Here is a 12,307-nt window from a genome sequence, read left to right on the forward strand (position 1 = left end):
CGCGTGCGAGTCTAAACAAAGAAGGAGAGACCTCTTGGAAGGTCCTGAAATCACCGCCGCCGAAGCCGTCCTCGACAACGGACGCTTCGGCACCCGCACCATCCGGTTCGAGACCGGACGCCTCGCGCAGCAGGCGCAGGGCGCTGTCGCGGCCTACCTCGACGAAGAGACGATGCTCCTGTCGGCCACCAGCGCCGGCAAGCACCCCCGCGAAGGGTTCGACTTCTTCCCGCTGACCGTCGACGTCGAGGAGCGCTCGTACGCCGCCGGCAAGATCCCCGGCTCGTTCTTCCGTCGTGAGGGACGCCCCTCCACCGAGGCCATCCTCGTCTGCCGTCTCATCGACCGCCCGCTGCGCCCGTCGTTCGTCGACGGCCTCCGCAACGAGGTGCAGATCGTCGTGACCGTGCTGTCGATCGCCCCGGGCGAGTTCTACGATGCGCTCGCCATCAACGCGGCCTCGCTGTCGACCCAGATCTCCGGTCTGCCCTTCTCCGGCCCGATCGCCGGTGTGCGCCTCGCGCTCATCCCGGGTCACGGCGAGCACGCCGACCAGTGGGTCGCCTTCCCGACCGTCACCCAGCTCGAGGAGGCCGTGTTCGACCTCATCGTCGCCGGCCGCGTCCTGCCCGACGGCGACGTCGCGATCATGATGGTCGAGGCCGAGGCCACCGAGCACAGCTGGAACCTCATCAAGGCCGGCGCCGTCAAGCCCAGCGAGGAGATCGTGGCCCAGGGCCTCGAGGCCTCCAAGCCCTTCATCAAGGAGCTCGTCGCCGCGCAGAACGTGGTCGCGAACACCGCCGCCAAGGAGATCCAGCCGTACCCGGTCTTCCCCGCGTACAGCCAGGAGGTCTACGACTTCGTCGCCGGCCGCGCCTACGACCAGCTCGTGCCGGTCTACCAGATCGCCGACAAGCAGGAGCGCCAGAACGCCGACGACGCGATCAAGGACGCCGTCAAGGCCGAGCTGCTCGCCGCCGTCGAGGCGGGCGAGCTGCCCGCCGTCGCGACGCTCGAGTTCGGTGCCGCGTACAAGTCGGTCACGAAGACGATCGTCCGCGGCCGCATCCTCAGCGAGGGCGTGCGCATCGACGGTCGCGGCCTGGCCGACATCCGTCCGCTCGACGCCGAGGTGCAGGTCATCCCGCGCGTCCACGGCTCGGCGATCTTCCAGCGCGGCGAGACCCAGATCCTGGGCGTCACCACGCTGAACATGCTCAAGATGGAGCAGCAGATCGATTCGCTGTCGCCCGTCACGAGCAAGCGCTACATGCACCACTACAACTTCCCTCCGTACTCGACCGGTGAGACCGGTCGCGTCGGCAGCCCCAAGCGTCGCGAGATCGGGCACGGCTTCCTGGCCGAGCGCGCGCTCGTGCCGGTGCTGCCCAGCCGCGAGGAGTTCCCGTACGCGATCCGCCAGGTGTCCGAGGCCCTCGGCTCCAACGGCTCGACGTCGATGGGCTCGGTGTGCGCCTCGACCCTCTCGCTCCTGAACGCGGGTGTGCCGCTGCGCGCTCCCGTCGCCGGCATCGCGATGGGCCTCGTCTCCGACCAGGTCGACGGCCAGACCCGCTACGCGGCGCTCACCGACATCCTGGGCGCCGAGGACGCGCTCGGCGACATGGACTTCAAGGTCGCCGGCACGAGCGAGTTCGTCACCGCGATCCAGCTCGACACGAAGCTCGACGGCATCCCGTCGTCGGTGCTCTCGGCCGCGCTGACGCAGGCCAAGGAGGCGCGCCTCACGATCCTGAACGTCCTGAACGCCGCCATCGACGGCCCGGACGAGATGGCTCCGACCGCGCCGCGCGTGATCAGCGTCCAGATCCCCGTCGACAAGATCGGCGAGCTCATCGGACCCAAGGGCAAGACGATCAACGCGATCCAGGACGAGACCGGCGCGCAGATCTCCATCGAGGAGGACGGCACCGTCTACATCGGCGCGACCGACGGCCCGTCGGCCGAGGCCGCCCGCGCCCAGGTCAACGCGATCGCCAACCCCACCAACCCGGAGGTCGGCGAGCAGTTCCTCGGAACGGTCGTGAAGATCGCCACGTTCGGTGCGTTCGTCTCGCTCCTTCCCGGCAAGGACGGCCTGCTGCACGTCAGCGAGGTCCGCAAGCTCGCCGGCGGCAAGCGCGTCGAGAACGTCGAGGACGTGCTGGGCGTCGGGCAGAAGCTGCTCGTGCGCATCACGAAGATCGACGACCGTGGCAAGCTGTCGCTCGAGCCGGTGCTCGAAGAGGCCGCCGACCAGGAGAGCTCCGCTGCTGCCAGCGAGGGCCCGGGAGACGCGCCCGCCGAGGGCTGATCGCCCACGGTCCACGGATGCCCGTCGCCTCCCCTCGGGGACGCGGCGGGCATCCGTCGTTTTCGTTCGGATCCCGCACGAAATCGCTGATGGACCGCCGAAAGATTGCGGCGGCCTCGGCCGGGGAGCCACCGCGATCAAAGCGTTATGCAATGTTTACCGCGCGTTGGCCGCAAAGCGCTGCGGTGTCGCAGGGCTGGCCTACTCTCGGAGGTGACGCATCGGGGGATGCGTGGGCGCCACGGATCTCCACGACATCGTGAGGAGGTGCGCGCAGATGGGCTTCTTCGGAGCGGGATCCACGTCCTCCACGCCGCATGACGCCTCGTCCGAGGGTGCGACGATGACCTCGCTCGACGCGCCGGCCCATCCCTCCGCGCCGATCCCGGTCCAGGGCCCCGCCGTCGGCGACGCCCTCCGCGTGCCCCTCGGCGAGAGCGGTCTCCGGGTGTTCCCCCTCGTCCTCGGCGGCGGCGAGTTCGGGTGGCACGTCGATTCCGGCGCCGCCCACGCCATCCTCGACGCGTACGCGGAGCGGGGCGGCAACGCGCTCCACACCTCCGACGGATACAGCGCCGGACGCAGCGAGTACATCATCGGCCAATGGATGCGCGCCCGCGCGACCCGCGACCAGCTCGTGGTCGGCGTCCGCGTCGGCACCAACGCGGATCACCCCGGCCTCGGGCCGGTCAACCTCATCCGGGCGGTCGAGGCCTCTCTCACCCGCCTCCAGACCGACCGGATCGACCTCCTCTACCTCGACGCGACCTCCGACACGAAGACCGCGCTGGAAGACACCCTCGCCACCGCGGAGTGGCTGGTCGACGCGGGCAAGATCCGGGCTCTCGGCGGCTACGGGCACACGGCGGCGCAGCTCGTGGAGGCGCGGATCATGTCGTCGGCGGGGTACCCGCGCCTGACGGTGCTCGACGCGCCGTACAACATCCTCCGCCGTCACGACTTCGAGGGCGACCTCCGTCTGGTCGCCGGTGCGCAGAACATCGCGGTGACCGCCTCGCAGGCGCTCGAGCACGGCTTCCTCACCGGCGCGCACCGCTCGCGCGATCGCGTGGGCTCGACGGTCCGCGGGGTGCAGCTGGCGGCGTCGATGAACCGTCGCGGCACCCGCACGCTCCGCGCGCTCGATCGGATCGGCGCGGAGCTCGCCGTTCCCACGGCGGCCGTGGCGATCGCGTGGCTCCTCGCCCAGCGCATCGTGGTCGCCCCGATCGTCAATGCGTTCGCGCCGTCCCATGTGGAGGAGATCATGCAGGGGGTCGGTGTGCGTCTGAGCCGCACCCACCTTGCGGAGATCGCTCGCGCCTCGGAGTGACCGGCGGCACCTGACGTAGGGTGGGATGACCCCCGACATCCGTTCGAATCGAGACTGACGTGACGCACTATCTCTATCTCGTGCGCCATGGCGAGCACCTCGACGCCGAGCACGGCCTCGAGGACGGTCCGCTGTCGCCGCGCGGTCGCCGCCAGGCCGAGCTGCTCGCCGACCGCCTTTCGGGCGTCCCGCTGTCGGCGGTCTGGCACTCGCCGCTCGAGCGCGCCGCCGAGACCGCCCGCGCCGTCGCGCAGCGGCTGCCCTCGGTCGCCCCCGAGCCCTCGTCCCTGCTGTTCGACTGCGTCCCGACGGGGATGACGCCGGACACGCCCGCCGTCTACGAGGCCTTCTTCGGCGGGATCAGCGAGGCCGAGACCGACGCGGGAGCGGCGCAGATGTCCGATGCGGTGGGGGAGTTCCTGGCCCGCAAGTCCGACGCGCACGAGCTCCTCATCACCCACAACTTCGTCATCGCGTGGTTCGTCCGGGAGGTGCTCGACGCACCCGCGTGGCGCTGGCTGACGCTCAACCAGGCCCATTGCGGCCTCACCGTGCTCGCCCAGCGCCCCGGCCGGCCGTGGACGCTCGTGTCGCACAACGATCTCGCCCACCTGCCGATGGAGCTGCGCACGGGCCTGCCCGAGACCCCGCGGATCTGAGCGGATGCCGCAGCCGCCCGCCGAGGTGTCCCTGACGGCCGCCGACGTCGACCGTCTCCTCGCTTCGCAGCATCCGGCGCTCCGTGGCGAGCTGCGCGCCGTCGCCTCCGGCTGGGACAACGAGGTCTTCCGCCTCGGCGACGATCTGGCTGTCCGGCTGCCGCGGCGCGAGGCGGCCGCTCATCTCGTGGAGAACGAGCAGCGGTGGCTCCCGATCCTGGCTCCGGCGCTGCCTGTCCGCGTGCCGGTGCCGGTCGCCGTGGGCGTGCCCGACGACGACTACCCGTGGCGCTGGAGCATCGTGCCGTGGTTCGACGGGGTGCGTGTGGCCGATCTCCCGCTGGCCGAGCGCGACGCGCTCGCGGGGGAGGTCGCCGCCGCGTTGCGGGCACTCCACGTCGTGGCTCCGCCCGACGCTCCGCGCAACCCCGTGCGGGGCGTTCCGCTGCGCGAACGCGACGGCGTCGTCCGCGGGCGCCTGGCGGGCTCGCGGGGGCTCGCGGCTCTGTGGGACGCCGGTCTGGCGGCGCCCGAGTGGTCGCGGCCCGACGTCTGGGTGCACGGCGACGTCCATCCCGGCAACCTCATCGCCCGGGGTGGGCGGCTGGAGGCCGTGATCGACTTCGGCGACATGTGCGCCGGCGACCCCGCGTGCGACCTGGCCGTGGCATGGACGGCGTTCGGTCCCGCGGGGCGAGTGCGACTGCGCGCGGACCTCGGCGACGGCTATGACGACGCGATGTGGGCCCGCGCAGGCGCCTGGGCCGTGGCTTTCGCGACGCTGCTGCGGGACGCCGACGACGCGTGGCTGCGGGCTCTGTCCGCGCACGCGATCGCGCAGCTGCTCGGCGAGTAGCCCGGAGGCCTGGCAGGGCCCGCGCGATGAGACGGCACTTCTTGTCGCCACAGCCGGCCGGAGCCGACGACGACCGTCAGCCCATCGGGCGCGTCGCTGGTCTGCGGGGGCGCGGGTCAGGCCGACAGCGACTTCCGCAACCACACCGTCGCGTTCGGGTTGTCGTTGTACGGCTCGATCGGGAGGTAGCCGCTGCGCGAGTACAGCGCGCCGGCAGACGCGAGGGTGTGATGGGTGTCGAGCACGATGTCCGCGGCGTCCCATTCGCGCGCACGATCCTCGAGTGCCTCGAGCAGCACGCGGCCCCAGCCGCGACCACGGGTCTCGGGCCGCAGGAACAGGTGCTTGACCTCGTAGCGGGTGCCGTCCGGCCCGTCGGCGATGCGCCGGATCCCGCCGCAGCCGACGTCGGCGCCCTCGTCGACCGCGACGAGGAAGATGCCCGCCGGCGGCGTGAACACCGCGGCCTCGGGGAACACCGGCCGGTACGTCTGTCCCTGCGGGAACGACTCCCCGCGCATGGCGAAGTAGTCGGTGAGCAGTGCGCGGGAGCGGGGGTGATCGACGGGCAGCGGCTGCAGAGACACCATGCGAACGAGGCTACCCCCGCCGCCGCGCCCTCCCGGTCGGCGGCGCACCGCCCGTCTAGGCTGGACGCATGACGACGACTCGCGTCGCCCTCGTGGGCGGCACCGGCAAGCTCGGCGGGATCATCCGCGACGTGATCGACGCGAGCGACGACTTCGAGGTGGTCGCCGTCCTGGGATCCTCCAGCGACCTGGCCGACATGGAGGGCGCCGACCTCGTCGTCGACGCCTCCGTCCCCGCCGTGTCGATCGACGTGGTCCGGACCGCCATCGAGCGCGGGATCAACGTGCTGGTGGGGACGTCGGGCTGGTCGTCGGAGCGGATCGCGCTCGTGCGCCCCCTGGTGGACGCCGCGGGCACCGGGGTGGTGTTCATCCCGAACTTCTCGCTCGGCTCCGTGATCGGGTCGGCGCTCGCTGCGGCGGCCGCACCGTTCTTCCCCTCGATCGAGATCATCGAGGCCCACCGCGAGACCAAGATCGACTCCCCGAGCGGGACGGCGGTCCGCACGGCCGAGCTCATCGCCGCGGCCCGCGTCGAGACGGGGCCGGTGGAGTCGCCCCATGTCGACCAGCGCGCCCGGGGGCAGCAGGTGGCGAGCGTGCCCGTGCACTCGCTGCGCCGGCCCGGTGTGATCGCGCGTCAGGAGACCATCCTGTCGGGCGCGGGCGAATCGCTGACCATCGTCCACGACACCGTCGACCCGGCGGCAGCGTACGCGCCCGGGATCCGGGTGGCGCTCGACGCCGCCCGGGACGCGCGCGGGGTCGTCGTCGGGCTCGACAGCTTCATCGACATCGGATTCCGCTCGCCGCGACTGCGGGGCGCCGCGCCCGTGGCGGAAGGCAGCGTGCCGGGGCAGGTCGCCCGCGCCACCGGGGCATGAGCACGCGTGTCGGGGTCGCCCTCATGGCGGCCGCCCTCGCGCTCTACATCGTGCTCGTCGCGCAGCGCGCGTACCTCCTCCTGACCTCCGCAGAGCCGGTCGCCGTCGCGATGGGCGCAGCCCTCGTGCTGCTTCCCGTGCTCGGGGCGTGGGGGCTCTGGCGCGAGCTGCGCTTCGGCATGCGCGCACAGGCCCTCGCCCGCAGGCTCGAGGCCGAGGGCGGACTGCCCGCCGAGGAGATCGACGTCCGTCAGAGCGGCCGGCCGGAACGCGCCCAGGCCGATGCGCTCTTCCCCGCCTATCGGGCCGACGTCGAGGCGCACCCCGACGACTGGCGGGCGTGGTTCCGCCTGGGGCTGGTCTACGACGGAGCCGGGGATCGGCGACGGGCCCGGCACGCCGTGCGCACGGCGATCGCCCTGGAGCGTCGCGCGCCCTGACGCGCGGTCATGCCGGGACGACGGCGGCGACGGCCTTCTCGACGGTGTCGTGGGTGAAGGTGAATCCCGACGACGTCAGCCGCTCGGGCACGACGTTCATGTCGCTCGTGAGCAGCGCCTCCGTCGCATCCGCGCCGAGCAGGGTCCTGATGGCCCACACCGGCGCCCGCAGCACGTACGGCCTGTTCATCCGCCGCGCCAGCGCGAAGCCGAGATCGTTGGCTGTGGCGCGCTGGGGACCCGTGAGGTTCACGGGGCCGTCGAGCCCTGCGTCGATGACGTGACGGATCGCGCGGATCTCGTCGTCGAGCGAGATCCACGGCCACACCTGTCGTCCCGAGCCGATCGGTCCCGAGACTCCGAGCCGCGTCAGCAGCAGGAGCGGCTTCAGCACGCCCTCGGGATGCACGATCGGAGCGGTCCGCAGGAGTGCCACGCGCGCCTCGTCGCCGGCGGAGCGGGCGGCCGACTCCCATTCGCCGCACAGGTCGGCCAGGAAGGTGTCGCCGCGCGGTGCGTCCTCGGTCAGCACGGCACCGGGCGCGGACGGGTAGTAGCCCACCGCCGACGCCGACACGAAGTGCGGTGCCCCGGCGCCCAGGGCGCGGACCGCCGCCGCGATCGTCTGCGTGGGCTGGATGCGCGACCACAGCAGCTCGTGCTTGTAGCGCTTGGTCCAGGGGAAGCGGCCGATGCTGGCGCCGTTGAGGCTCACGACGGCGCGCGCGCCAGCCAGCACCGACGGATCCAGCCGGCGCGTCGCCGGGTCCCACGCGACCTCGTCGGGGCGCTCGGCGGGACGTCGCACCAGCGTCGTCACCGGGACTCCGTCTGCGCGGAGCGACGCGACCAGGGTGCGGCCGATCAGCCCCGACGCGCCGGACACCACGACGCGGCCGTCGGACGCCCCATCAGCCAAGCGTGGCCTCGAGCGTGATCTCGATGCCCGCGAGCGCGGCCGAGACCGGGCATCCCGCCTTGGCCTCGTCGGCGATCCGCGCGAAGTCCTCGGCCGACAGCCCGGGGACGACGGCGCTGACGTTCAGGTGCGACCCGGTGATCCCGGTGCCGGGGATGAAGGTGACCGAGGCGGTCGTCTCCACGCTCTGCGGCGGCGTCCCGTTCTCCGTGAGGGCGTGCGAGAGGGCCATGCTGAAGCAGGAGGAGTGCGCCGCCGCGATCAGCTCCTCGGGCGTCGTGACCGACGTCGACCCTTCGCTGCGCGCCTTCCAGTCGACCGCGAACGGTCCCTGGTTGGAGCTCTCGAGTGCGATCTGACCGGAGCCCTCGAACAGGCTGCCCTTCCAGCTCGTGGTCGCTTCGCTCGTGACGCTCATCGGTGTCCTCCTGTGGCTCGCCGGCGCCGGGGTGCGCCTGCTCCCGAGCGTAGACCGGGCGTGTGCCGGAGGGAACCGTTCAGGCGGGAACGGGCTCGGCCGTCACCCGCGCGAGCTCGAGCTCGACGACGTGGCGGCTCGGGGCGCCGCCGAAGCGGCTCTGGACGATCCCGTCCCGGTCGAGGATGAACGTCGTCGGAGTCTGCAGGATACGGAAGTGCTGCGCGATGTCCGGGCGGTGGGTGAGGTCCACGTCCACGTGCACGACCCCCGGACGCTCGCCCGCGATGGCGCCGAGAGTGCGGTGCACGCCCGGGCAGCGCGAGCACATCTCGGTGCTGAACTGCAGCAGGGTCGCGACCTCCCCGCGGGCGGGGGCGCCGAAGCGGGTCGGGTCGACGATCTCGGAGGGGTTCTCGCGTCGCGGGCGGTTCTGCTGCCAGCGCAGGTACACGCCGAGCGCGATCGTCGCCGCCAGGAGGGCGGTGAGGATCAGCAGGGCTCCGACGAGATTCACAACGCCCCATCGTAGTGGGCCTGCGCGGGCCCCGGTCCGCTCGGCGCCGGGTATGACGACGCGCGTGTAACAGAGCCCGGTGTCCCTGGGCGCCGGTAGGGTGGCAGGCGTGACCGACGCGGCTTCCGTTCCCACCCCGTACGAGGATCTCCTGCGCGCCGTTCTGGCCGAGGGCGTCCATAAGGACGACCGCACGGGCACCGGGACGACGAGCGTGTTCGGCCGTCAGATCCGCTTCGATCTGTCGCAGGGCTTCCCGCTGATCACGACCAAGCGCGTGCACTTCAAGTCGGTGGCGTACGAGCTGCTGTGGTTCCTCCGCGGCGAGTCCAACGTGAAGTGGCTGCAGGACGCCGGCGTGTCGATCTGGGACGAGTGGGCGGACGCCGAGGGCGAGCTGGGTCCCGTGTACGGCGTACAGTGGCGTTCGTGGCCCACGCCCGACGGCGGCTCCATCGACCAGATCGCCCAGGTCGTCGAGCAGATCCGCACGAACCCCGACTCGCGCCGACTCATCGTGTCGGCGTGGAACCCCGGCGACATCCCCGACATGGCGCTGGCGCCCTGCCACGCGCTGTTCCAGTTCTACGTGGCCGACGGACGTCTCTCGTGCCAGCTGTACCAGCGCAGCGCAGACATGTTCCTGGGGGTGCCGTTCAACATCGCCTCCTACGCCCTGCTGACGCTCATGATCGCGCAGCAGACCGGGCTGGAGCCGGGCGACTTCGTCTGGACCGGCGGCGACTGCCACATCTACGACAACCACGTCGAGCAGGTGCGCGAGCAGCTGAGCCGTGATCCGTACCCGTACCCGACGCTGCGATTCGCCCGGAAGCCCGCGTCGATCTTCGACTACACGTACGAGGACTTCATCGTCGAGGACTACCAGCACCACCCGGCGATCCGCGGGGCCGTCGCGGTATGACCGGCTCCGCCGACGACGATGCGGGCCAGGGCGGCGCACCGCGCGCCGGAAGGATCCCTCGTGTCGGGATGATCTGGGCCGAGGCCCGGGGCGGGGTCATCGGCGCGGACGGGGGCATGCCGTGGCACGTGCCCGAGGATCTCGCGCACTTCCGCGACGTCACGATGGGGGCGCCGGTCATCATGGGTCGCCGCACCTGGGAGTCGTTCCCGGAGCGCTTCCGGCCGCTGCCGGGCCGGCGGAACATCGTCGTCACGCGCACGCCCGACTGGGCGGCCGACGGCGCCGAGCGCGCGGCCGGCCTCGACGCCGCGTGGACGCTCGTCGAGGGTGCGCCCACCGTCTGGGTGATCGGCGGGGGCGAGCTGTACCGCGCAGCGATCGGCCGCGCCGACGTGCTGGAGGTGACCGAGCTCGACCTCGAGGTCGACGGCGACACCCGGGCGCCCTCCCGCAGCGGGTGGCCGGTCGTCGCGCAGGGGGAGTGGCAGCAGTCGCGCTCCGGCGTCCGCTACCGGTTCGTCACCCACGCCCGCTGACGCCGGGGACCGGGCGCGGTGCCGCGTAGGCTGACCGCCATGGCGAAGACGGCACTCATCACGGGGGCGAGCTCCGGTCTCGGGACCGAGTTCGCCCGTCAGCTCGCGGCGTCCGGCGCCGACCTCGTGCTGGTGGCGCGCGATCGTGCCGCGCTCGACCGGGTGGCCGCGGAGCTCGGCGAAGAGCACGGGGTGTCCTGCGAGGTGATCGCCGCAGACCTCACGAGCGTCGAGGGACTCGCCGAGGTCGAGGCCCGGCTGTCGGACCCCTCGCGCCCGGTGGGCGTCCTCGTCAACAACGCGGGATTCGGCCTCGACCTCGACTTCGTCCGCAACGACATCGCCGACGAGGAGCGTCACCTCGATCTCCACGTCCGCGCCACGATGCGGCTGTCCCACGCCGCACTCCGGGCGATGACGGCGCGCGGCGGCGGGCGTATCGTCAACGTCGCATCGGTCGCCGCCTTCCTCCCGCGCGGGACCTACGGCGCGGTGAAGGCGTGGGTCGTCTCGTTCAGCCGGTGGGCGAACGCCGCCTACGCGCCGGTGTCGGTCACCGCCGTGTGCCCGGGCTTCACCCACACGAACTTCCATGAGCGGCTGGGCCTGCCGCCGGGGCAGGAGGGCGTGCCGCGCTGGATGTGGCTCCAGGCGCCCGACGTCGTCCGGGAGGGGCTGCGCGACGCCGCACGCGGCAGGGCGGTGTCGATCCCGTCGGTGCGGTACAAGGTGCTCGTCGGGGTGGTGCGCCTGGTCCCCGCCGGCCTCGCCGCCCGCCTGGCGCGCACCGGCCGCTGACGCGCCTCGAAGAGGAGCGCGCGCGGCGGCGGTCCGGGCGAACCGATAGCCTGGATCGCATGACGCACACGGGCAATCCCTTCGGACAGGTGCTCGTCGCGCTGGTCACGCCGATGACCGCCGACGGCGAGGTGGACTGGCCCGCGGTCGAGAAGCACATCGACGACGTCATCACCGCGGGCGCCGACGGCATCGTCGTCACCGGCACGACCGGCGAGACCAGCACGCTGACGGACGCCGAGAAGCTGAAGCTCGTCGAGGTCGGCAAGTCCGTGTCGTCCGGTCGCGCCAAGATCATCACCGGCGGCGGCTCGAATGAGACGGCGCACGCCATCGAGCTCTACCGGGCCAGCGAGAAGGCCGGCGCCGACGGCATCATGATCGTCACGCCGTACTACAACAAGCCGACGCAGGCGGGCATCCTCACCCACTTCCGCCTGGTCGCCGACGCCACCGATCTTCCGGTGATCCTCTACGACATCCCCGGGCGCACCGGCGTGCCCATCAAGTACGAGACGATCCTCCGCCTCGCCAAGCATCCGAACATCCTCGCCATCAAGGACGCCAAGGGCGACTTCAGCGAGGTCAGCCGGGTGCTGAACCAGACCGACCTCCTGTACTTCTCGGGCGACGACGCCAACGTGCTGCCGCACCTCGCGATCGGCGCGACCGGTCTGATCGGCGTGACGGCGAACATCGCCCCCGCGCCCTACCGGACGATCGTCGACGCCGTCAACAGCGGCGACCTCGCCACCGCCACCGCCGCGCATCGCAAGCTCGAGCCGCTCGTGCGCGCCGTGATGACCCATGTCCCCGGCACCGTCAGCGCGAAGTACATCCTGCACGGACTCGGCCGCATCTCCAGTCCCCGCGTGCGCCTGCCGCTGGTGGGTCCGGAGGAGTGGGAGGCAGCGGTCATCGAGGACGAGCTCGCTCTGGTCACCGAGGTCGAGGGTGCGGACTTCTCGAACTTCCGCCCCGATCGCAACGCCGCCGCCGGCGGCGCGCTGCCCAAGGTGCACGGCACCACGCGCTGAGGCCAGCCCCACAACCGAACAGCGGATGCCCCACGGCATCCCTCACCGACAGCGGATGCCGAGACGGCACCCGCG

At 72.0% G+C, this 12,307-nt stretch carries 14 protein-coding genes; 10 read left to right on the forward strand and 4 right to left on the reverse strand.

Annotation, left to right across the window (positions count from 1 at the left end; translation table 11 throughout):
- Positions 1–34 precede the first annotated feature (34 nt).
- The 4 genes from QQZ13_RS11435 (at position 35) to QQZ13_RS11450 (ending at position 5,165) form a co-directional block, all read left to right on the forward strand.
- Positions 35–2,317, forward strand: coding sequence for a polyribonucleotide nucleotidyltransferase (locus tag QQZ13_RS11435; RefSeq protein ID WP_284529288.1), 2,283 nt, complete (start codon positions 35–37; stop codon positions 2,315–2,317).
- A 277-nt stretch (positions 2,318–2,594) separates the two neighbouring features.
- On the forward strand, positions 2,595–3,650 hold the full coding sequence (locus QQZ13_RS11440) for an aldo/keto reductase (protein ID WP_284529592.1): 1,056 nt from the start codon (positions 2,595–2,597) through the stop codon (positions 3,648–3,650).
- A 59-nt stretch (positions 3,651–3,709) separates the two neighbouring features.
- On the forward strand, positions 3,710–4,309 hold the full coding sequence (locus QQZ13_RS11445) for a histidine phosphatase family protein (RefSeq protein WP_284529290.1): 600 nt from the start codon (positions 3,710–3,712) through the stop codon (positions 4,307–4,309).
- Between the two features lie 4 nt (positions 4,310–4,313).
- On the forward strand, positions 4,314–5,165 hold the full coding sequence (locus tag QQZ13_RS11450) for an aminoglycoside phosphotransferase family protein (RefSeq protein ID WP_284529291.1): 852 nt from the start codon (positions 4,314–4,316) through the stop codon (positions 5,163–5,165).
- 116 nt (positions 5,166–5,281) lie between these two features.
- Here the strand turns inward: QQZ13_RS11450 and QQZ13_RS11455 are convergent, their stop codons facing one another.
- Complete coding sequence (locus tag QQZ13_RS11455; protein ID WP_284529293.1) at positions 5,282–5,755, reverse strand: GNAT family N-acetyltransferase; 474 nt, start codon at positions 5,753–5,755, stop codon at positions 5,282–5,284.
- Between the two features lie 68 nt (positions 5,756–5,823).
- Between QQZ13_RS11455 and dapB the strand changes: the two genes are divergently transcribed.
- Positions 5,824–6,639: a 4-hydroxy-tetrahydrodipicolinate reductase gene (gene dapB, locus QQZ13_RS11460; RefSeq protein WP_284529298.1), complete on the forward strand. Its 816-nt coding sequence runs from the start codon at positions 5,824–5,826 to the stop codon at positions 6,637–6,639.
- Positions 6,636–7,079, forward strand: coding sequence for a hypothetical protein (locus QQZ13_RS11465; protein ID WP_284529299.1), 444 nt, complete (start codon positions 6,636–6,638; stop codon positions 7,077–7,079). The genes dapB and QQZ13_RS11465 overlap by 4 nt, the downstream gene beginning before the upstream one ends.
- Positions 7,080–7,086: 7 nt before the next feature.
- On the opposite strand, the gene QQZ13_RS11470 is transcribed toward QQZ13_RS11465, so the two are convergent.
- The 3 genes from QQZ13_RS11470 to QQZ13_RS11480 all read right to left on the reverse strand — a co-directional run bounded on the left by QQZ13_RS11470 (position 7,087) and on the right by QQZ13_RS11480 (position 8,933).
- Positions 7,087–7,998 carry a TIGR01777 family oxidoreductase gene (locus QQZ13_RS11470; RefSeq protein ID WP_284529302.1) on the reverse strand — a complete coding sequence of 304 codons (912 nt, stop codon included), beginning with the start codon at positions 7,996–7,998 and terminating at the stop codon, positions 7,087–7,089.
- On the reverse strand, positions 7,991–8,416 hold the full coding sequence (locus QQZ13_RS11475; protein WP_284529307.1) for an OsmC family peroxiredoxin: 426 nt from the start codon (positions 8,414–8,416) through the stop codon (positions 7,991–7,993). Before QQZ13_RS11475 ends, QQZ13_RS11470 begins: the two co-directional genes overlap by 8 nt.
- Before the next feature lie 79 nt (positions 8,417–8,495).
- Entirely contained in the window at positions 8,496–8,933 is a 438-nt protein-coding gene (locus QQZ13_RS11480) for a thioredoxin family protein (protein WP_284529308.1), read from the reverse strand.
- A gap of 100 nt (positions 8,934–9,033) precedes the next feature.
- On the opposite strand from QQZ13_RS11480, the gene QQZ13_RS11485 reads away from it, so the two are divergent.
- The 4 genes from QQZ13_RS11485 to dapA are packed head-to-tail and all read left to right on the forward strand — an operon-like array spanning position 9,034 to position 12,232.
- Positions 9,034–9,858 (forward strand): thymidylate synthase, encoded by an 825-nt coding sequence (locus QQZ13_RS11485; protein ID WP_284529310.1) that lies wholly within the window; start codon positions 9,034–9,036, stop codon positions 9,856–9,858.
- Positions 9,859–9,911: 53 nt separating this feature from the next.
- Positions 9,912–10,397, forward strand: a complete 486-nt coding sequence (locus QQZ13_RS11490) for a dihydrofolate reductase (RefSeq protein WP_284529593.1) — start codon at positions 9,912–9,914, stop codon at positions 10,395–10,397.
- 39 nt (positions 10,398–10,436) lie between these two features.
- On the forward strand, positions 10,437–11,195 hold the full coding sequence (locus QQZ13_RS11495; RefSeq protein WP_284529312.1) for an SDR family oxidoreductase: 759 nt from the start codon (positions 10,437–10,439) through the stop codon (positions 11,193–11,195).
- 59 nt (positions 11,196–11,254) lie between these two features.
- Positions 11,255–12,232 carry a 4-hydroxy-tetrahydrodipicolinate synthase gene (gene dapA, locus QQZ13_RS11500; RefSeq protein WP_284529313.1) on the forward strand — a complete coding sequence of 326 codons (978 nt, stop codon included), beginning with the start codon at positions 11,255–11,257 and terminating at the stop codon, positions 12,230–12,232.
- Positions 12,233–12,307: the final 75 nt, after the last annotated feature.

It is taken from the genome of Microbacterium sp. T2.11-28 (assembly GCF_950097975.1).
Taxonomy (GTDB): domain Bacteria; phylum Actinomycetota; class Actinomycetes; order Actinomycetales; family Microbacteriaceae; genus Microbacterium.

Coding starts and splice junctions, on each gene's coding strand:
- QQZ13_RS11465 (WP_284529299.1), top strand. CDS start 6,636: ATGAGCACGCGTGTCGGGGTCGCCCTCATGGCGGCCGCCCTCGCGCTC.
- dapB (WP_284529298.1), top strand. CDS start 5,824: ATGACGACGACTCGCGTCGCCCTCGTGGGCGGCACCGGCAAGCTCGGC.
- QQZ13_RS11450 (WP_284529291.1), top strand. CDS start 4,314: ATGCCGCAGCCGCCCGCCGAGGTGTCCCTGACGGCCGCCGACGTCGAC.
- QQZ13_RS11455 (WP_284529293.1), bottom strand. CDS start 5,755: ATGGTGTCTCTGCAGCCGCTGCCCGTCGATCACCCCCGCTCCCGCGCA.
- dapA (WP_284529313.1), top strand. CDS start 11,255: ATGACGCACACGGGCAATCCCTTCGGACAGGTGCTCGTCGCGCTGGTC.
- QQZ13_RS11495 (WP_284529312.1), top strand. CDS start 10,437: ATGGCGAAGACGGCACTCATCACGGGGGCGAGCTCCGGTCTCGGGACC.
- QQZ13_RS11475 (WP_284529307.1), bottom strand. CDS start 8,416: ATGAGCGTCACGAGCGAAGCGACCACGAGCTGGAAGGGCAGCCTGTTC.
- QQZ13_RS11440 (WP_284529592.1), top strand. CDS start 2,595: ATGGGCTTCTTCGGAGCGGGATCCACGTCCTCCACGCCGCATGACGCC.